The sequence below is a fragment of the Pseudarthrobacter sp. MOO13 genome (genome assembly GCF_058267655.1).
In genome coordinates this window covers 378,537-396,861 of sequence record NZ_CM177848.1, presented here as the reverse complement: position 1 = coordinate 396,861, position 18,325 = coordinate 378,537, and the positions used below count along the sequence as shown (strand labels likewise).

16 protein-coding genes and 3 pseudogenes are annotated in these 18,325 nt (G+C 67.7%); 6 read left to right on the top strand and 13 right to left on the bottom strand.

Annotated features, from left to right (window positions below):
- Positions 1-53: 53 nt before the first annotated feature.
- Both AC4EEO_RS01745 and AC4EEO_RS01740 read left to right on the top strand, forming a co-directional pair.
- The gene (locus AC4EEO_RS01745; protein ID WP_491339734.1) at positions 54-1,433 is read left to right on the top strand and encodes an LLM class flavin-dependent oxidoreductase; all 1,380 of its coding nucleotides are present in this window, start codon (positions 54-56) and stop codon (positions 1,431-1,433) included.
- Between the two features lie 113 nt (positions 1,434-1,546).
- Positions 1,547-1,969, top strand: a complete 423-nt coding sequence (locus tag AC4EEO_RS01740) for a universal stress protein (protein ID WP_026264383.1) — start codon at positions 1,547-1,549, stop codon at positions 1,967-1,969.
- 79 nt (positions 1,970-2,048) lie between these two features.
- Here AC4EEO_RS01740 and AC4EEO_RS01735 read toward each other — a convergent pair whose 3' ends face one another.
- The 6 genes from AC4EEO_RS01735 to AC4EEO_RS01710 all read right to left on the bottom strand — a co-directional run bounded on the left by AC4EEO_RS01735 (position 2,049) and on the right by AC4EEO_RS01710 (position 6,092).
- A complete protein-coding gene (locus AC4EEO_RS01735; protein ID WP_491339733.1) occupies positions 2,049-2,444 on the bottom strand; it encodes a (R)-mandelonitrile lyase in 396 nt (131 codons plus the stop codon).
- 40 nt (positions 2,445-2,484) lie between these two features.
- A complete protein-coding gene (locus AC4EEO_RS01730) occupies positions 2,485-2,994 on the bottom strand; it encodes an MFS transporter (protein WP_491339732.1) in 510 nt (169 codons plus the stop codon).
- Positions 2,943-3,617: an MFS transporter gene (locus AC4EEO_RS01725; RefSeq protein WP_491339731.1), complete on the bottom strand. Its 675-nt coding sequence runs from the start codon at positions 3,615-3,617 to the stop codon at positions 2,943-2,945. Before AC4EEO_RS01725 ends, AC4EEO_RS01730 begins: the two co-directional genes overlap by 52 nt.
- Before the next feature lie 163 nt (positions 3,618-3,780).
- On the bottom strand, positions 3,781-4,677 hold the full coding sequence (locus tag AC4EEO_RS01720) for a DUF817 domain-containing protein (protein ID WP_133831757.1): 897 nt from the start codon (positions 4,675-4,677) through the stop codon (positions 3,781-3,783).
- Positions 4,670-5,488: an oxygenase MpaB family protein gene (locus AC4EEO_RS01715; RefSeq protein ID WP_018760984.1), complete on the bottom strand. Its 819-nt coding sequence runs from the start codon at positions 5,486-5,488 to the stop codon at positions 4,670-4,672. The genes AC4EEO_RS01720 and AC4EEO_RS01715 overlap by 8 nt, the downstream gene beginning before the upstream one ends.
- Before the next feature lie 85 nt (positions 5,489-5,573).
- On the bottom strand, positions 5,574-6,092 hold the full coding sequence (locus AC4EEO_RS01710; protein ID WP_231369844.1) for a hypothetical protein: 519 nt from the start codon (positions 6,090-6,092) through the stop codon (positions 5,574-5,576).
- Here AC4EEO_RS01710 and AC4EEO_RS01705 point away from each other — a divergent pair.
- Complete coding sequence (locus tag AC4EEO_RS01705) at positions 6,091-6,369, top strand: hypothetical protein (RefSeq protein ID WP_491339730.1); 279 nt, start codon at positions 6,091-6,093, stop codon at positions 6,367-6,369. The two genes, AC4EEO_RS01710 and AC4EEO_RS01705, sit on opposite strands and share 2 nt — an antisense overlap.
- Positions 6,370-6,444: 75 nt before the next feature.
- Here the strand turns inward: AC4EEO_RS01705 and ilvD are convergent.
- Positions 6,445-8,305: pseudogene (gene ilvD, locus AC4EEO_RS01700) on the bottom strand (dihydroxy-acid dehydratase).
- A gap of 85 nt (positions 8,306-8,390) precedes the next feature.
- Here ilvD and AC4EEO_RS01695 point away from each other — a divergent pair.
- Complete coding sequence (locus AC4EEO_RS01695) at positions 8,391-9,227, top strand: helix-turn-helix transcriptional regulator (RefSeq protein WP_109045697.1); 837 nt, start codon at positions 8,391-8,393, stop codon at positions 9,225-9,227.
- Here the strand turns inward: AC4EEO_RS01695 and AC4EEO_RS01690 are convergent.
- From AC4EEO_RS01690 to AC4EEO_RS01680, 3 genes and pseudogenes are all read right to left on the bottom strand, one after another.
- Positions 9,120-9,965: pseudogene (locus tag AC4EEO_RS01690) on the bottom strand (amidohydrolase); the annotation flags it as partial. The gene AC4EEO_RS01695 and the pseudogene AC4EEO_RS01690 sit on opposite strands and share 108 nt — an antisense overlap.
- A gap of 55 nt (positions 9,966-10,020) precedes the next feature.
- A complete protein-coding gene (locus tag AC4EEO_RS01685; protein WP_491339729.1) occupies positions 10,021-10,968 on the bottom strand; it encodes a polysaccharide deacetylase family protein in 948 nt (315 codons plus the stop codon).
- Between the two features lie 63 nt (positions 10,969-11,031).
- Positions 11,032-12,582, bottom strand: a complete 1,551-nt coding sequence (locus AC4EEO_RS01680; protein WP_491339728.1) for a purine-cytosine permease family protein — start codon at positions 12,580-12,582, stop codon at positions 11,032-11,034.
- Positions 12,583-12,688: 106 nt separating this feature from the next.
- Between AC4EEO_RS01680 and AC4EEO_RS01675 the strand changes: the two genes are divergently transcribed.
- A complete protein-coding gene (locus tag AC4EEO_RS01675) occupies positions 12,689-14,299 on the top strand; it encodes a PucR family transcriptional regulator (protein WP_491339727.1) in 1,611 nt (536 codons plus the stop codon).
- A gap of 71 nt (positions 14,300-14,370) precedes the next feature.
- On the opposite strand, the pseudogene AC4EEO_RS01670 reads toward AC4EEO_RS01675, so the two are convergent.
- A pseudogene (locus AC4EEO_RS01670) lies at positions 14,371-14,933 on the bottom strand (dihydrofolate reductase family protein).
- A 389-nt stretch (positions 14,934-15,322) separates the two neighbouring features.
- Between AC4EEO_RS01670 and AC4EEO_RS01665 the strand changes: the two are divergent.
- Positions 15,323-16,072 carry a VOC family protein gene (locus AC4EEO_RS01665; protein WP_133831765.1) on the top strand — a complete coding sequence of 250 codons (750 nt, stop codon included), beginning with the start codon at positions 15,323-15,325 and terminating at the stop codon, positions 16,070-16,072.
- 52 nt (positions 16,073-16,124) lie between these two features.
- Here AC4EEO_RS01665 and AC4EEO_RS01660 read toward each other — a convergent pair whose 3' ends face one another.
- Together AC4EEO_RS01660 and AC4EEO_RS01655 are read right to left on the bottom strand one after the other, a co-directional pair.
- Positions 16,125-16,961 carry an IclR family transcriptional regulator gene (locus AC4EEO_RS01660; RefSeq protein ID WP_018760974.1) on the bottom strand — a complete coding sequence of 279 codons (837 nt, stop codon included), beginning with the start codon at positions 16,959-16,961 and terminating at the stop codon, positions 16,125-16,127.
- Positions 16,962-17,022: 61 nt separating this feature from the next.
- The gene (locus tag AC4EEO_RS01655) at positions 17,023-18,279 is read right to left on the bottom strand and encodes an aminopeptidase P family protein (RefSeq protein ID WP_133831767.1); all 1,257 of its coding nucleotides are present in this window, start codon (positions 18,277-18,279) and stop codon (positions 17,023-17,025) included.
- Positions 18,280-18,325: the final 46 nt, after the last annotated feature.

Below are 18,325 nucleotides of genomic sequence, written 5' to 3'. Positions count from 1 at the left end.
GCTGCGCCTGCCGAAACCCACGCCCCTTCCCTCCATTCAGCAAGGAAACAGCCATGACTGCCAACAACCAGCCCACCGACCGCCAGCTTCACCTCAACGCCTTCCTGATGAGCACTGGCCACCACGAAGCATCCTGGCGGTTGCCGGAAAGCGACCCGCACGCGGGCACGAACATTGGGCACTACCAAAAGCTCGCCCAAACAGCCGAGCGCGGCAAGCTCGATTCGATCTTCTTTGCCGACTCCCCCGTCCTGTTCGGCGAGGTGGGCCGCCGCCCGGGCGGCAAGCTGGAGCCCACGGTGCTGCTCACGGCCATCGCGGGCGCCACCGAACGCATCGGGCTGATCGCCACCGCCTCCACCACCTACAACGAGCCGTTCAACCTGGCCCGCCGTTTCGCCTCGGTGGACTGGGCCAGCGGCGGCCGCGCCGGCTGGAACGTGGTAACCACAGCCGGCCCCGACGCCGCCCGGAACTTCGGCGTGGACGATCAGCCCGCCCACGCCGTCCGGTACGAGCGTGCCGCCGAATTCATCGAGGTGGCGCAGAAACTCTGGGACAGCTGGCAGGACGACGCCGTGCTGGCAGACAAGACCGGCGGCGTATGGGGCGACGCGGACAAGATCCGCACCATCGACCACCAGGGCACGCACTTCAAAGTCCGCGGCCCCCTCAATGTTCCCCGGTCGCCGCAGGGCCATCCCTTGGTTGTCCAGGCCGGTTCGTCCGAGGACGGCAAGGACCTCGCCGCCCGTTATGCGGATGCCGTCTTCACCGCACACCAGACCCTGGCCGACGCGCAGGACTTCTACCGCGACCTCAAGGCCCGCACCGCAGCCGCCGGCCGCGACCCGGAAACCATCAAGATCCTGCCGGGCATTGTCCCGGTCATCGGTGCCACCGAGGAGCAGGCCCTGGAGCTGGAGCGCGAACTGGACCGGCTGATCAAGCCGGAGTACGCCCGGATCCAGCTGGCCAGGACCCTCCGCGTGGACCCGGAGGACCTGCCCCTGGACCGCCAACTGCCGGCCAACCTGCCCAGCGAGGATGAGATCGAGGGGGCCAAGAGCCGCTACACCTTGATCGTGCAACTGGCCCGCCGCGAGCAGCTCACGGTGAGGCAGCTGATCGGCCGGCTGGGCGGCGGCCGCGGACACCGCACCTTCACCGGCACGCCCGAGCAGGTGGCAGACGCCATCCAGGAATGGTTCGACGGCGGCGCGGCGGACGGCTTCAACATCATGCCGCCGGTGCTCCCCTCCGGGCTGGAAACCTTTGTGGACCAGGTGGTGCCCATCCTCCAGGAGCGCGGACTGTTCCGCACCGAGTACACCGGACGGACCCTGCGGGAGCACTATGGGTTGGCGCGTCCGGAGAACCGGTACGCCGGAGCTGCCGCCCCTGAACTGGCCTCGATCGGTTCGGCGTTTTGATGGGCAGGCGGCGGCGGCGTTTGCGGCAGCAACTGTGTGATACCGAAGCATGACGGGGGTACTCCCTAGACTGGCAGGTGGACAATGCGCCAGGACTAACGAAGGAGTGCAGGATGAGTGGAGTAGTGGTTGTAGGCGTGGACGCGAGCCCGTCGGCACGGAAGGCAGCGGAAGTGGCCTTGGGCCTGGCGGAATCGCTGGGAGCATCACTGCACGTGGTGACCGGGTTTGAAAGCGAAACCGCCGAAACTTTCGGCGTGGGTTCGGACAAGGTCAGGATTTCCAATGCGGACAGCTCGGAGATCGTGGCGAAGGACCTGGCCAACTCCCGGCCCGGGGTGGAGGTCACCCACTTCGCTGCCCGGGGCAAGCCCGCCGATTCCCTGATCAAGGAAGCGATCCGCCTGGACGCCCGGTTGATCGTGGTGGGTAACCGCAGGATGCGCGGTATCGGCCGGCTCCTGGGCAGTGTCGCCAACAGCGTGGCGCACAACGCCCCGTGCGATGTCTACATCGCCAACACCTACGACGACTGACCCTTCCCCGTGACGAGGAGAGCGGACGGCGCCGGATTCTTCCGGCGTCGTCCGCTCTTTTTCCTGTCCGGGACGGGAGCTAGGCCCCGTATTCCTCGTCAGTGACGTGGTCGAGCCAGGTGACCACCTGGCCGTCCGCATCAGCTTCCTGCATGGCCACGTGCGCCATGAACCGCTCGGGAGTGGCCCCGTGCCAGTGTTCCTCGCCGGGCTCGATGTAGACGACGTCGCCCGGACGGATTTCCTGGACCTCGCCGCCGCGGCGGGCCACCAGCCCGATGCCGTCGGTGACGTAGAGGGTCTGGCCCTTCGGGTGGTGGTGCCACGCGGTGCGGGCACCCGGGGCGAAACGGACATGGGCGCAGCCGATGGCCGACTGTTCATCGGGATTGCGGATCCCGTCGATCTGCACCGTCCCCGTGAACCATTCCTTTGACCCGGCGCCGGTCTGGCCGCCGCTCTTGGTGAACTTCATGGTCTCCTCCTGTTGATTCGGTTGGCTGGAAATCTGTTGGTCACGCCATCCGGTGCGTGGCCTTGGCAGTCACGAAGGCCAGGACGCCGGCGGCGGACAGGACCGTTGCGCTGGCAACGAAGGTGCCGCCGTAACCGGCGGAGTCGAACAGGAGGCCGCCCAGGGTTGAGCCAATGGCGATCGAGGTCTGGACTACGGCCACCATCAAGCCGCCGCCTGCCTCGGCGTCGTGCGGCATGGCCTCGGCGACCCAGCTCCACCAGCCCACCGGCGCGGCCGTTGACAGCAAGCCCCACGAACCCAAAAGAACCACGACGGCGGCGAACCAGCCGCCCGCCGGCACGAGCAGCGCCGCAATGACGGCCATGAGCGCGGGAATGGTGGCGAGCGTCCGGTACAGGCGTTGCCCCAGGAACCGGCCGATCAGCATGGTGCCGGCAAAGCCTGCCACGCCCAGCACCAGCAGGACCAGGGACACCGTAGCCGCATCAACCCGCGTCACCCGTTCCAGGAACGGGCGGATGTAGGTGAACAGGACGAACTGTCCCATGAAGAAGGAACCGCATGCGGCCATGCCCCAGGCCACCGGGCGGTTCTGGAACGCGGCGAAGATCGCCAGGACGCTGCCGGCTTCCCGCGGCTTTCCACCGTCATGGACGGAAGGCTGAACCACTGCCAGGCCAAGGCAACGGCGGCCAGTGGAACCAGGCAGAAGAAGGCCGCCCGCCAGCCCATGACGGCCCCCAGCCAGCTGCCCAGCGGGGCGGCCAGGACGGTGGCGAGGGCATTGCCGCCATTGAAGATCGCCAGGGCGCGCGGCACCTGGTGGGGCGGGACCAGCCGCATGGCGGTGGCCGCGGAGAGGGACCAGAATCCCCCGATCACCACGCCGATGAGGGCGCGGCCGATCATGAAGAGCAGGTATCCCGGCGCCAGGGCCACCAGTGCCCCGGAGACCGCCATCAACGCCGTGAGGCCCAGCAGCAGGGCCTTGCGGTTAAGGCTGCCGGCCAGGCGGGAGACGGACAGGCTGGTGAGGACCGCGAACAGGCCGGAGACCGCGATGCCCTGCCCCACCATCCCTTCGGAGACCTGGAGGTCCGCTGCCATTGGTGTGAGCAGGCTGACCGGCATGAACTCCGAGGCGATCAGGGCGAAGACGCACAGCGACATCGCAAAGACGCCTCCCCAGTGGGCCTGGCGATGCTCGCTGCCAGAGGTTTGTTGCGGCGCCCTGGTACTGCTGGTTGTGGTTTCGGGAGGCATACAGTCCATCAAAGCGTGGTCCCGAAGCCCTAGCGAGGGCCCTGCTGAAACGGGTCTTGGCAGACCCCCTTTAGCGCGGCAGTGCAGCCGACGGAATGTCCCTGCGTCGTATGCCTCGTGGTTCCGGCGGCCGGGGCTTGTAGACCCAGGCCACCAGCACCACGGAGATGAGCATCAGCAGGAACCAGGCCACGAGTTTCTCCAGGCCCACCGGATGCCAGCCTGCGGCCTGGCTGGGGTAGAGCCAGGCCCCGGACCAGGTGGCAATGTTCTCGGCGATCCAGATGAACAGTGCCACCAGCAGGAAGGAAACCACCAGCGGCATGCGGAACTCCTTGCGGAAGACACGGAAGTGCATCACGCAGCGGCCATAGACAACCACGACGGCGGCCAGCAGCACCCAGCGCAGATCCCAGATGTAGTGGTGGGTGAAGAAGTTGGCGTAGATGGCGCCGGCGAGGATGGCAGTGATCCAGCGCCTCGGGTAGGCAGCGAACCTGAGGTCGAAGAGCCGGTAGACACGCACCATGTACGAGCCCACGGCGGCATACATGAAGCCGCTGAAGAGCGGTACAGCCCCGATCCGGAGGACGCCCTCGGCCTCGTAGGACCAGGAGCCGACGTCCGTCTTGAACAGTTCCATCACGGTCCCCACCAGGTGGAACAGGACGATGACGCGCAGCTCCCTCAGGGTTTCCAGTTTGAACGCGACCATGAGGACCTGGATGACGACGGCGGCGAGCGTCAGGAAGTCGTTCCGCGCCAGCACCGCATCGTCCGGGTACCACAGCCGGGCGGCCATGAGCACGGCCAGGAGCGCGGCTCCGAAGATGCAGGCCCAGCCCTGCTTGAGGCCGAAAACGGCGAACTCGGTGAGCCGTGCCTTGGCGCCGCGGGCCGGGGCCGTGGCCAGGAAGCGGCGGGCGTAGTCGTCGATCCTCTGCTCGACGGGGGTGGAACTACGCACGGCTCCCCTGGCGCTGCTGCAGCCGGCCGTTCCCGTGCAGGTCCTTGTCGAGCTCGCCCAGGCAGTAGTCCTTGAACCAGTGCCGGGTTCCCCGTGGAAGTTTGGGGTAGGCCACCGCCAGGACGCGCATGGTCAGGTTGAAGCGCCGCTCGTGACGGTCGCTCCAGGCGAGGCCGAAGTCCTTCCGCAGCTGGCCCGGCAGCAGCCCGGCGGTCAGGAAGCGGGCCGAGGGCATCATGGCCCGGTACCAGAAGGCGGTGTTTTCCGGGTACAGCAGGCCACGGCCAACCTGGGCGCCTTCGGCTTCCACCCGCAGGGCGGCGAGCTGCTCCTGCCAGTAGCGGCCGAACGCTGCCCGGTCCGCGGGCCACATGGCCGGCGGGACCTGCAGCGCCGTACCGAGCCGTGCATAGTCCCGATACATGGCGTCCGCGGCGGCTTCATCGAGCGGGCCGTAGATCTTCTCGATGACGGTGAGTGCTGTGTCGTAGAGCGTGGCCGCCACCCAGAGCTGCAGCGCGGGATCGAAGGCGCTGTACCCGGCGGACGATTCGTCGGGAATGCGCCGCACGGGGGCATGGGCCCGGTTCACCCTGCGGCGCACCTCATGCACCTGCTCATCGGTTCCGTACACGACGGCGTAAACATAGGTGAGCGTGCCCTTGAGCCGGTTGACGGGACGCTCGGTGAAGATGCTGTGTGCCGCCACCCCGCGGCCGATGGCGGGATTGGCAAGCTGCAGCAGGATGGCCCGTCCCGCCCCGGCGAGCAGGATGCCTTCCGCCCGGTAATCGGCCACTTCCTGCACCATGTGAAAAGGGTACCGGAGGGGCAGGACGGCAGGGCGGGGCGTTGGTCCCCCATTGGCCGGGCGCCCCCCTGCCAACAGCGTCCGGCTAGTGCTGCACCGGCCGCAGCGAGGTGATCATCTTCCTGATATCCGAATACTCGGACGTGCCCCGGTACTTCCGGGCGAGGTCCAGGTACGGGAGCGACGGGTCCCCTGGCGTCGCGTTGTTGTTGGGGTCGTAGGACGCCCCGAACATGGCAGCGTTTGGGGGCCACCTGAAGAACTGGAAGATGGGGCACGCGTCCGGTCCGCTGGCCGCTGGGCCCGAGGTGATGCCGTAACCGGCAGCCGGGGTGCTGTACAGGCCGGGGGTCGGGGCATTCGCACGGGATTCGAACACGAACTGCGGCACCTCTCCGCCCTGGACAAGCGCTGGGACGTCCACCGTGTCCAGGATTTCGTAGGGGTACCTTTCGGTGCAGGTGGATCCGGTGGCCATGTTGGTCCTCAGCGTGGCCATTATCTTTCCGGCCTGGTTCCGGACCTCGGCGAATGCCCCGCCACCCTCGGCCAGTTCACCCGCAGGGTCCTTGACGCGCCAGTCGGCGGGAAGGTCGAACGCCATGCTGCCATCCGCCGTCGTAAACGTGGTCCAGGCCGCCGCGGCGGAACTGACCGCGGGAGCGCCGGGCGCTGTTTCTGCGGGCGGTGAGGACGGAACGTCCGACGGCGTCGGCGGGGCGGGCGCTCCGGTCGCCGGTGCGGAGGCAGCAGCGGAGGACCGCGATGGCTGTGGACTTGCCGGCTGCGGAGAGCAGCCCGCCAGCAGCACCATCACGAGGGCGGCTGTCGCGAGGGACGGTTCAAACCTGCGCACCACACCTCCCCGGGCCCGACGATGACCCTTCAAGTGTGGCGCCGTATTCCCTGGCAGAGGAGGGCCAATGGACCTGCCCTTCCCCCGCCAGGAACCAGCGTTACCGCTCCAGCAGCGACACGTCCCGGACGGCGCCCTTGTCCGCCGAGAGGGCCATGGCGGCGTAGGCGCGCAGGGCAGCGGAAACCTGGCGGTCCCGGTCCTTGGGCTTGTAGCCGCCGTTGACCTCCAGGTTCTCGCGGCGCTCGGCCAGGACCTCGTCAGAGACCTCCAGCTGCATGGAGCGCTGCGTGATGTCGATGCTGATGATGTCGCCGTCCTCCACCAGGGCGATGGCGCCGCCGGACGGCAGCCTCCGGCGAAATGTGGCCGATCGACAGGCCGGACGTGCCGCCGGAGAAACGGCCGTCGGTGATGAGGGCGCACTTCTTGCCCAGGCCGCGGCCCTTGAGGAACGACGTTGGGTAGAGCATTTCCTGCATGCCGGGACCGCCGCGGGGGCCTTCGTAGCGGATGACCACCACGTCGCCTTCCTTGACGGTCTTGTTCAGGATCTTCTCCACGGCTTCATCCTGGGATTCGCACACCACGGCCGGGCCGGAGAAGACCCAGATGGACTCGTCAACGCCTGCGGTCTTCACCACGGCGCCGTCGACAGCCACATTGCCGTGGAGCACGGCCAGGCCGCCGTCCTTGGAGTACGCGTGCTCCACGGAGCGGATGCAGCCTTCCGCCGCGTCCGTGTCCAGGGAAGTCCACTCGTTCGACTGCGAGAACGCGGTGGAGGAGCGGACGCCGCCGGGGGCCGCGTGCCAGAGTGCCTTCGCTTCTTCGGTGGCCTTTCCGCCGCGGATGTCCCAGTCATCCAGCCAGCCGTCCAGGTCATTGGAGTGGACGGAGTGGACGTCCTTGTGCAGGAGTCCGCCGCGGTTCAGCTCGCCCAGCAGGGCCGGGATGCCGCCGGCACGGTGCACGTCCTCCATGTAGTAGGTCTTGTCCTTGGCAACGTTGGGTGCCACCTTGGCCAGGCAGGGCACCTGGCGGGATTTGGCGTCCATCTCGGCCAGGCCGTAGTCCACGCCTGCCTCCTGGGCGGCGGCCAGCAGGTGCAGGATGGTGTTGGTGGAGCCGCCCATGGAGATGTCCAGGGCCATGGCGTTGTCGAAGGCCTTGGCAGTGGCGATGGAGCGCGGCAGCACGGACTCGTCGTCGCCGTCGTAGTAGCGCTTGACCAGCTCGACGACGGTGGCGCCGGCCTTCTCGTACAGCGCCTTGCGGGCGGTATGGGTGGCCAGTACGGAGCCGTTGCCCGGCAGGGACAGGCCGATGGCCTCGGTGAGGCAGTTCATCGAGTTGGCGGTGAACATGCCCGAGCAGGAACCGCAGGTGGGGCAGGCATTCTCCTCGATGAGGTTGATGTCGGCATCCGAGATGGACTCGTCCACGGCGTCGGCAATCGCGTTCACCAGGTCCAGTGACCGGACGGAGCCGTCGGTGAGGGTGACTCGGCCGGCTTCCATCGGGCCGCCCGAGACGAAGACCACGGGGATGTTCAGGCGCAGGGCCGCCATGAGCATGCCCGGGGTGATCTTGTCGCAGTTGGAGATGCAGACCAGGGCGTCGGCGCAGTGCGCGTTGACCATGTACTCCACGGAATCGGCGATCAGGTCGCGGGACGGCAGCGAGTACAGCATGCCGCTGTGGCCCATGGCGATGCCGTCATCCACGGCAATGGTGTTGAACTCGCGCGGCACGGCACCGGCGGCGAGGATCGCATCGGAGACGATCCTGCCCACGGGGGCAAGGTGGGTATGGCCGGGGACGAATTCGGTGAAGGAGTTGGCCACGGCGATGATCGGCTTGCCGATATCCGCGTTGGCGACGCCGGAGGCGCGCAGCAGTGCGCGGGCTCCGGCCATGTTGCGGCCGTGGGTGACAGTTTTAGAGCGAAGTGCAGGCATGCTTACCATCCTGCGGGCATGGCCCTCCATGCGGAAGACGCTCTTACTACTAGTAGCAGGAGTACCAGAGTAATAGTATTTTCTGGTGACTGAACCAGGGCGCCGCAAAGAACTCGGCCTCTTCCTCCGCGCCCGCCGGGACCAGGCGCTCCGGGCGGATTACGGCCTGCCGCCGATCGGCCGGGCGCGCGACCGGGGACTGCGCCGCGAAGAGGTGGCGTTCCTTTCCGGCGTCAGCGTCACCTGGTACACCTGGCTGGAGCAGGGCAGGGACATCAGCCCGTCCCGGCAGGTGCTGGAGGCGGTCAGCCGGGCCCTGCATCTCTCGGCAACCGGCGTGGGCTACGTCCTGTCCTTGGGCGGTTACGCAGCAGCGGCCCCTGCCGGCCCCGCAGCCGATTCCGCCCCGCCCCATATCCAGCGCCTGCTCGATGCACTGGACCCCAATCCGAGCTTCGCGCTGTTTCCGGACTGGGGCGTGGCCGGCTGGAATACGGCCTATGCCGCCCTGTTTCCGAACATCGCCACGGTGGCCCCGGCGGACCGCAACCTCCTCTGGCTGGTGTTCACCGATCCCTACGTCCGCAACCTCCTGCCGGACTGGGAAACCACCAGCAAGCGGTTCCTTGCCGAATTCCGCGCCGAAGCCGGGCAGCGGCTCGGTGATCCGGACATCCAGTACCAGGTGGAACGGCTGAAGGAAGCCAGCCCGGAATTCCGGCAGGGCTGGGACCTGTACGACATCCTGGGCTTCGAATCCCGCGAGCGCCTTTTCCACCACCCGGCCGTGGGTGTGCTCCAGTTGGAACATCACCAGGTGTCCCCGTCCGACCGGCCGGACCTCCACATCGTGGTGTACACCCCTGCACCGGGCAGCGACGCGGCCGCGCAGATGAAGTCCCTGCTGGCTCGAAACGGTTAGGAAGCCCGGCGCCCAAGTACGCGAGGGCCGCAGCAGCCTGCGCCTGCGTAGCCACGCGCAGGGTGGGATCCACGGCGGGCAGGAAGAACGGTGAGTGGTTGGCTGGAATACCAGCACCACCGGATCGACCGACTTGTGCGGCATGGATCCGTGGGCGCCCCGGCCGTGCACGGTGATCCGCACCGAATCTCCGGCCGAGAGGATGGGACCCGGCGTGGTACCGATGGTTCCCGCCTCGGTGGGCATGACGTGCTGGGCAAGCGCAACGTCCGGCCGCGGGATTCCGGCGGCCAGGCCGTCGTCGAGCATTGCCCGGGACCCCGCCGCTGTCTCCTCCGCCGGCTGGAACAGGACAACGTAGGTGCCACGCCATCCGTCCCGGTGGCCGGCAAGGTACCGTACCGCGCCCAGCAGGGCCACCACATGCAGGTCGTGGCCGCAGGCGTGCATGACGCCCGGGACGGTGGAGGCGAAGGGCGCCCCGGTGGCCTCAGCAACCGGCAGGGCATCCATGTCCGCCCGCGCCAGCACGCAGGGACCGGCGCCGTTGGCGAGGACGCCCACGACGCCGGTCCCCCCGAAGCGCCGGACGTCGAAGCCCGAGCGGACCAGGTTGTCCGCTGCGGCGGCGGACGTTTCGTGTTCGGCGAGGCCCAGCTCCGGATGCCGGTGGAACTGCTCGTACAGCGGAATCTGCCAGGCAAGTTCCTGCCCGATGCTGTCCTGAAGGCTGGCCATGAGGTCCATTCCGGCACTCCTTCCGGCCGGCGGCGCCGGCCCTTTTTCGGCCACTCTAGGCCAGGACCCCCTGCCGCACCACGGCCGGCCGGAATTGCGCACCCGCGCCCGGGAAGACCGGTACGTCAATCCGCGCGTGCGTGTGGACCTCCGTGACCGAGGCCTTGGTGTGCCGGGCAATCTGTTCCATCGTGGCAACCCACATGCCGTCCATCGCCTTCACCCGCTCGATCAGCTGTTCAAGGGCCACGGCCTTGGACGGCCGGCCGGAAATGAACGGATGGTTGGTCAGGACGAAGCAGCTGCCCTGGGAGTGGTGGGCCTGCGCCTCGAGGGTCCACATTTCCAGGACCTTCGCCGGGCTTTCGATGACGCCGCTGCCGGTCACACCGGGGTAGAAGGCGTACTGCTCCCAGTCATCAAGGGTCCAGTCCACGGGGATCTCCACGATGTCCCTGGGATCATCGGCGGCGACGGCGAAGCGGTAGGGGGCATCGCCGTCGAGCAGGCTGGAATCGTAGAGGAAGCCGCGGTCCGCGAGGAGGCCCGGGGAGTGCCAGTTCAGTTCCCACCACGGTGCCCGGTACCCCACCGGCCGGACCCCGGCCACCTTCGCCAGGGCTTCGAGGCCGCGGTCAAGGTAGCCGGCCTCGGTGGCGGCGTCGATGCCCTGCATCGGTTCGTGCAGGTAGCCGTGGTGGCCCACCTCATGCCCGCCGTCAACGATCCGCCGGACCACGTCCGGGTAGGACTCGGCGGTGAAGCCCGGGATGAAGAAGGTGGCTTTGATGTCCTGGCGCTCGAGGATTTTCAGGAGCCGCGGTACGGCGACTTTGGGACCGTACGACTGGTGGGTCATCAGCGACATGCGCCGGGTGGAGCTGGGGTCGTGGGCGATCGTGCAGGACTCCGCGTCCACGTCGAAGGTGAAGGAGGCTGCGGCTTTGGCGCCGTCGGGCCAGGTGACCGGATGCAGGGCGTCCGCGATGGCGGGCTGGTTCACGGGAAATCCTTTCGGCGGGCGCAGGGCGCCCGCCAGGTGTTGGGGGATGGGAAGCTGTGCGGCCTAGCGGGCGGGCAGGACAGGGGCGGCGTCCGTTTCCTTGCCGCCTGCTCCGGGGGCGGGGTTCACGGCGGTGGCCGTCCGGGGCTTCACTGCGAGGTACCGGATGTGCTGCCGCGGCCCGAGGATGGCGTACACCCCGGCGCTGGTCAGTCCGCCGGCCAGCCAGGACAGGTCCCAGCCGCCCAGTGCCACCGCGATGGGGCCCTGCATGATGGGGATCAGGCCGTACATGAAGAGCCAGGTTGCGAAGATCCCGGCCACGAGGGAGATGACACCGGCCCAGTTGACGCCGGGCAGCCGCTTGGTTCCCACGGCGTCGAACAGGCGCTCCGGCTCGCCCGGCCAGCGCTTGTCCAGCCAGAAGTAGTGCACCAGCATGATGCCGCCCCAAGCGGCCACCCAGGCCACCAGGCCGATCAGCCAGGCGTCGAGCACCGCGGCGAAGTCCTCCTGGAAGATGAAGAAGACGACGGCGGCGAGCGAGAAGACGCCGACGAACAGGTTGAGCTTGCGGCGGCTGATGGAGATATCCAGTGCCTGGGTCGCGACCGAGAACGTGTAGATGTTGAGGATATTGGTGGCGATGGGGCCGTGGAGCACCATGAGCAGCACCGGCAGAGCCATGGCGCCGAAGTTGAGGACGATCAGCTTGCCGGGATCGATCTCCCCGGAGTTGGTGGCCAGGCTGGCGCCCAAGACACCCAGCCAGACCACAGGAATGAACTGGCCCAGGACCGAGGCCAGGTAGACCTTCTTCTTGGGGACGCTGGTGCTGACGAACCGGGAGTAGTCCGCGGCGTAGGTGAACCAGGTGATACCCCAGCCAATGCCGATGGCAGTCATGACGGCGCTCATGGCGGCGATCCGTTCCGAGCCTTCCAGGATGGCGCCGGCCGGTCCGGCGTAGCCCCAGTCGATGTCCATGCCGAACCAGGCGACGGCGGACATGACGGCCAGGATGAGGATGGTTGGCGGTACCGTCCATTTTTCGAAGGCCGCGATGGCTTTGTAGCCGAACCAGGCGATAGCCACCTGCAGGGCCATGATGAAGGTGGCGACGCCGATCTTCCAGGCGTAGTTGGGGGCTTCAGGGTCAACCCAGCCGAGGGTTCCGAAGAGTGCCATGACCAGGTCGAGGATGATCCAGGTGTTCACCGCGCACCAGCCGATGACCAGCAGGGCCTGGATGGCGGCCGGCAGGTAATTGCCGCGGCGGCCGAAAGCGGCCCGGGCCAGGACCATGCCGGTGGCTCCGGTCTTCTGGCCCAGGAGGACGAAGCAGCCAAAGAGGAGCATGCCGATCAGGTTGCCCAGGACCAGGACGGTGACGGTGTCCGCCAGCCCGAGCCCCAGCTGGATCCCGAGTGCCCCCAGCACCCAGTTGATGGGAGCCAGGTTGGCGCCCGCCCAGATCCAGAACTGGCCGGATACCTTGCGTGTGCGCGCTGATTCGGGGATGGGCTGCAGCCAGGCTTCGTGGTCCACGACGTTGTGGTCCTGGCCGGCAGGGGCCGCGTGCCCGTGCGTTGGTGGTGAAAGCTTTTCTTCCATGGGGGCCTCCGTGAGGTGGATAAGTACTCAAAGGCTATGTGGCCCCCATCACAAGGAACAAGATACAATCTGTCGAACAGATTCCCCTACTACGTTACGGAATGTCGTGTCAGTGTTTCTTGGCGAAATACTCGCCCACCCCGCCCTTGCGGCCGCGGATCCCGTGCTCCATCCCCTGGGCGTGGTGGCCGATGCGCAGCCGGTGCGCTGGGTCCACTCCAGCGAGGTGCTGGACATCGCTCCCCTGCTCCGCGGCGGCGAGCTGCTGCTCTGCGGCGGGATCACCCTGGCCACGGCCACCCCCGCCAAACGCGAGGACTACGTCCGTGAACTGGCCCAGCGGGGTATCGCGGCGCTCGCCATCGAGACGGGGGGCGCCCTCCCGGAAATCCCTGCGGACATGCTGCGGACGGCCGAGGCATACGGCCTTCCGGTGGTCGAGCTGCGGAAGGTGGTGCCCTTTGTGGGCGTCATGCAGGCCATCAATTCCATGCTGGTCAGCGAGTCGGTGGGGCACCTGCAGCAGGCCGACGCCGCAACCCGTGCCATGGCGGCGGAGCTGGCCCACGGGGCCTCGCTGGACAAGATCCTGGCCGTACTGGCGGGCATCACGGGTTCCGCCGTGCACCTCACCTCCCCGTGGGGAGTGACCATGGGCAGCGCCGTCCCCGAGGGGTGGAGCAGCGGGGTGGACGCGGACGCCGGGGAGGGGCCGGCGGACGACGACGGCTCCGGCCCGGGTGCTCACGGCAGCCCTGCCGGCGGGGCCGGGCGGCCCGGCAAAACGGTGGTCAGCGTTGACATTCCCGTGCGCGGCGTCCTGATGGGCCGGCTTGAGGTACGGGTGCCGGAGGCCGCGGACGTGGCCCTGGCGCAGGTGGCCGGGGAACGCGCCGTGGACATCCTCGGGCTGGCGCTGCTGCAGCACACTCCGCCCGGACTGCATGCCCTGGCCGGCGCCGAACTGATGCGGGCCGTGCTCAACTCCGCCCCGGAGTGGCGGCTCGAGCAGCTGGCTCCCGCGGCCGGCTTTCCCGCGGATTCCCCGGCAGTGGTGGCCGCCATCCATGCGGCGTCACCGCAGGAGGTGCGCGGCGCCGTCGAAACCTTCCTGAGTTCGCGACAGATTCCCTGTGCCGCGTACCTGGACGACGCCGAACTGGTGGTGATGATCGGCCGGCCCTGCACCGATACCGCCGGTGAGCGGCGGCAGCTGCTGGAATCGTTGCAGGGCTTGGCGGGGGACCCCGACGCGGTGATTGCCGTGGGGCCCCTGGCCGGCGGTGTGGCTGAGGCTTCCTGGTCGCTGGCCGAGGCGCGGCGGGCCTTGGAGGTGCGCCAGATCCGGCGGCGGAACGCCTCGGCACGCCGACAGTATCCGGCCCGCGGCCTGGTGGTGGTGGACGCGGAGGATTCCGCCGTCGAAAGCCTGTCCCTGACCTGCCTGGATGCCTCAGCGCGGGAGGCGTTCGTGAACCGGCAGCTGCGGGCGGTCCTGGAGCATGACGCGCAGCGGCAGTCCCAGTTGCTGGAGACTTTGCGGGTATGGCTGGACTCGGGCTGCAACACCGCGCAATCGGCGCGCGAACTGCACTTGGAACGGCAGTCCATGCACCACCGGCTTCAGCGGATCTTTGAGCTGTGCGGTGGCGATCCCCGCGGGACGGGGCGGCTGGCGGCATTGCATCTCGCTGCCCGGATGGCGGGGCTCCCCTGAGAGGCCCGTCCCGGTAAATTTGCCGCCCTATCCCCAAGCGCGGAGGCAGGCCGCTTTGAGTCTTGGCCTGCTCAGCGACGAACGTCGTACCGGGCCAGGACCGCGCCACCGGGAAAGGCCCTGGTCTCCACAAGCTTCAGCTGCACCCAATGGTCCAGGGAGGTAAAGAAGGGCGTCCCGCCGCCCACCAGGACCGGATGGGTGACCATCACGTACTCGTCGATCAGTCCGGCCCGCATGGCCCCGCGGCGAGCGTGGCACCGACGATATCAATCGGACCGCCCTCCCCTGCCTTGAGCCGCGCGATCTCCGGAACTGCATCGCCGGTGACAAGGCGGGTATTCCAGTTGACCGGGCGGGGCTTGGAGGAGAACACCACCTTCGGCATGTCCCGCCAGCGTTGCGCGAACTCAATCTCCGCCGGCGTGGCACCAGGCTCCTGGTCCGCGGTGGGCCAGTGGGAGCTCATCGCCTCCCACAGCCTGCGTCCGTACAGGGCCAGGCCCGTCGCCGACACGCGGTCGGACCACCATTGGAACAGTTCATCGTCCGGCATGCTCCAGCCGAGGTCGTCCCCGCGAGCTGCGGCATAGCCGTCCAGGCTGACGTTCATGGCGAAGGTTAGTTTGCCCATGGCGCCAGTTTCCCGCGGGCCGGTGCTGGTTGTACAGACCGGCACGGCTCCGACGAGCGCCCGGACAGGCCGTGAAGAAGCCCGGGGCCGCGCTCCTTTGCGTCCATATCATGAGACATTCGGCATACGACAGCGGCCATCTTCCGGATGCAGTGTTTGTGGACATGGACGCTTGGTTGTCCGGCGATCCTGGACCCATCACAGAGGTCCGGGCCGCATTCGCGGAGGTCGGGCCGCCGAGCGGAGCCGGGCTGATAAGGGCAAAGCCCGACCGGCCCCGCATCCACCTCCCGCCACGTCTCCGGCTTCGGACGTATGCTTGCCGTGCATTGCTCTTGGGGGCCGGCGCCACGCGTCCGGCGGCCCAGCCGGATTCGAGGGGGCGCACTATGGCCAAGCGGGATACATCGTCGGTAGGTGCACCCTGCTGGGTGGACACGTGGCAACCGGACCCCCGGGCAGCCAAAGAGTTCTACGGCCAACTTTTCGGCTGGAGCTTCGACGAGGCAATTCCCACGTCCGGCATTGACGGTGACTACTACCGGGCGCGCCTCAACGGACGCCTGGTGGCCGGTGTGGGACAGGCCCCGCCACAGTCGCCTGCGGGCTGGCTGACGCACATCCGGGTGGAGGACGTCGCCGAGGCATCGGCACGCGCTGAACAGGTTGGGGGCCGGCGGCTGATGCTCCTGGACGCCCAAGCCCCCACGGCGCTTGTTGCCGATTCCTCCGGCGTGCTGTTCTGCCTGCGGCAGGCAGGCGAAAATGACGGCGTTGAGCTTGCCGACCAGCCGAACTGCTGGGCGATGAGTTCCCTGCATACCCCGGATCTTGGAAAAGCCGGGGATTTCTACAGGTCAATGTTCGCGTGGGAGCTGAAGCCATCGCCTGACGCAGCCTTCTCACTATGGCTTCTGCGAGACCGAATGGTGGCAGTGGCCACCTCAACGGAGGGCGTGGACGTTCCGCCGAACTGGAGTGTGAACTTCGCGGTGGCCAGTGCAGACTCCACTGCCGACCGGGCCGTTGCGTTAGGGGGCGGCATCCTCATGGCACCCTCGAACACCCCGGGATTCCGGAGCGCGGTGATCAGCGACCCGTGGGGTGGCGTCGTCGCAGTCAGCGCGGTCACAGCGTGAACCAGGTATTCGTCCTGGCCACCTGAACACCCGGCCACCTGAACATGCCGGATCAGCTTGCCGGACGGCCGCCCAGACGGGTGGTCACCTTGGCGGCGGCGGCAACGCAGGCTTCAGCCAGACGCTCGAACTGCTCCTTCGATACCCGGAAGCGCGGGGCCGGAATCAGGACGGCCGCTACCACGTCGCCACGATGGTCGCGGACCGGGGCCGCCACGCCCACTTCATCCATGGACGATTCACCGTAGTTGCCCGCCCAGCCCCGCCGCGCCACGTCCTGGAGCCGGGCCTCGTAAGCCATCAGGCCGGCGTCGTCCATTCCGGGAAAGGTGATGGCTCCGCTCCGCAGCAATTCACGCACCCGCTCGGCCGGCAGCGTGGACAGGAACACCTGGACGGAAGCGCTCATGGCGTCCCGGTACCGGGCGCCCAGCGGCGTGGTGTGCTTGATCTGGTGGTGGCTGGCGATCTGCTCCACGCAAATGGCTTCGTCCCCGTTCCAGAGCATGAGCGCACTGGTTTCGCCGGTCTGCTCCGCCAGTTGCCGCAGCACGGGGTACGCAACGCGCCGTTCCTCCATCTCGGCCAGCAGCGGCCCGGCGACGGCGATCAGCCCCAGCCCCAGCCGGAACCGCTTGGTTTCCGGGTCCCGTTCCACCAGGTTCTCCTGCTCGAAGGTGGCCAGGATCCGGGAGACACTGCTTTTGTGCATGCCCACCCGGTTGGCGATTTCCGTAACCCCCAGCAAGGGTTCGTCTGCGGTAAAGGTGCGCAGGACAGCGATGGCATTGACGACGACGGAAGCGCCTTTGGCGTCCGTCCCGCCGTTGGTGCTGGTGCCTGTGCCGTTGCTGTCGGAAGTCGTTGCAGGAGTCATGGTGGACACCATCTTTCCTCATGGACGGCAGAAGCGGCGCCATGTGCATGGCGCCGCTTCGCTGTGGTGATGGTTAGGCCTGGACGATGTTGTGTTCCGGGCCGAAGGGGAACTTGGTGATGTTCTCCACCGTGTTGTCCTCGCCGATGACCAGGATGTCGTGCTCGCGGTAGCCGCCCGCGCCCGGCTGGCCGTCCGCAACGGTGATCATCGGTTCCATGGAGACCACCATGCCGGGTTCCAGGACGGTGTCGATGTCTTCGCGCAGTTCCAGGCCGGCCTCCCGGCCGTAGTAGTGGCTGAGGACGCCGAAGGAGTGGCCGTAGCCGAAGGTGCGGTTGGCCAGCAGGCCGTGGCTGATGTAGATCTCGTTGAGTTCGGCGGCGATGTCCTTGCAGACGGCGCCGGGCTTGATGAGTTCCAGGCCGCGGCGGTGCACCTCCACGTTGATGTTCCACAGCTCCAGGGAGCGCTCGTCCGGCTGGCCCAGGAAGAGGGTGCGCTCCAGGGCCGTGTAGTAGCCGGAGGTCATGGGGAAGCAGTTCAGGGAGAGGATGTCGCCCTGCTGCAGCTTCCGGGTGGTGGCCCAGTTGTGGGCGCCGTCGGTGTTGATGCCCGACTGGAACCACACCCAGGTGTCGCGGACTTCGCGGTCGGGGAAGGTCCGGGCGATCTCGTGCACCATGGCTTCGGTGCCGATCAGGGCCACCTCGTACTCGGTGATGCCTTCGCGGATGGCGTTGCGGATGGCCTCGCCGCCGAGGTCGCCGATGCGGGCACCGTGCTTGATGACCTCGATTTCCTCGGCGGACTTGATCATGCGCTGGCGCATGGCGTCCTGGGAGACATCCAGGAGCGTGGCGCCGGGGAACGCTGCGGCGATCTTTTCGCGGGTCAGGCCTGGGAGGAAGTCGTCCTCGACGCCCAGCCGGGTGGCCTTGACGCCGCGCTGGCGCAGTGCCTCCTGGAGGCCGAAGTAGAAGTTGTCGCGTCGCCAGTCGGTGTAGACGATGTTCTCGCCGTAGGAGGTGCGCCATGGCATGCCGGCGTCGATGTTTGCGGTGACGGTGACCGAGTCGTCCGCGGTGACAACCAAGGCGTAGTTGCGGCCGAACGTGGTGTAGAGGAAGTCGGAGTAGTACTTGATGCCGTGGTAGCTGGTGAGGATGACCGCGTCCAGCTCCTTGGCGGCCATGATCTGGCGCAGGCCGCCGAGGCGGCGCTCGAACTCTGCGTCAGAGAACGTGAGCTTGCCCTTGGTGCCGTTGTGCAGGACCTTGAGGCGCTCGAGTTCGGCGATGGATGAGGCGTTGTCGGTGGTGATGGTCACGGGTGTGCCTTTCGATATTGCGGGCAGGTATTTGGCCGCACATGGG

Excerpts from the sequence above, each read along its gene's own strand:
- AC4EEO_RS01745 (WP_491339734.1), top strand. The coding sequence starts at position 54 with ATGACTGCCAACAACCAGCCCACCGACCGCCAGCTTCACCTCAACGCC.
- AC4EEO_RS01740 (WP_026264383.1), top strand. The coding sequence starts at position 1,547 with ATGAGTGGAGTAGTGGTTGTAGGCGTGGACGCGAGCCCGTCGGCACGG.
- AC4EEO_RS01735 (WP_491339733.1), bottom strand. The coding sequence starts at position 2,444 with ATGAAGTTCACCAAGAGCGGCGGCCAGACCGGCGCCGGGTCAAAGGAA.
- AC4EEO_RS01730 (WP_491339732.1), bottom strand. The coding sequence starts at position 2,994 with ATGGGACAGTTCGTCCTGTTCACCTACATCCGCCCGTTCCTGGAACGG.
- AC4EEO_RS01725 (WP_491339731.1), bottom strand. The coding sequence starts at position 3,617 with ATGTCGCTGTGCGTCTTCGCCCTGATCGCCTCGGAGTTCATGCCGGTC.
- AC4EEO_RS01715 (WP_018760984.1), bottom strand. The coding sequence starts at position 5,488 with ATGGTGCAGGAAGTGGCCGATTACCGGGCGGAAGGCATCCTGCTCGCC.
- AC4EEO_RS01705 (WP_491339730.1), top strand. The coding sequence starts at position 6,091 with ATGCTGCCATCCGCCGTCGTAAACGTGGTCCAGGCCGCCGCGGCGGAA.
- AC4EEO_RS01710 (WP_231369844.1), bottom strand. The coding sequence starts at position 6,092 with ATGGCGTTCGACCTTCCCGCCGACTGGCGCGTCAAGGACCCTGCGGGT.
- AC4EEO_RS01680 (WP_491339728.1), bottom strand. The coding sequence starts at position 12,582 with ATGGAAGAAAAGCTTTCACCACCAACGCACGGGCACGCGGCCCCTGCC.
- AC4EEO_RS01665 (WP_133831765.1), top strand. The coding sequence starts at position 15,323 with ATGGCCAAGCGGGATACATCGTCGGTAGGTGCACCCTGCTGGGTGGAC.
- AC4EEO_RS01660 (WP_018760974.1), bottom strand. The coding sequence starts at position 16,961 with ATGGTGTCCACCATGACTCCTGCAACGACTTCCGACAGCAACGGCACA.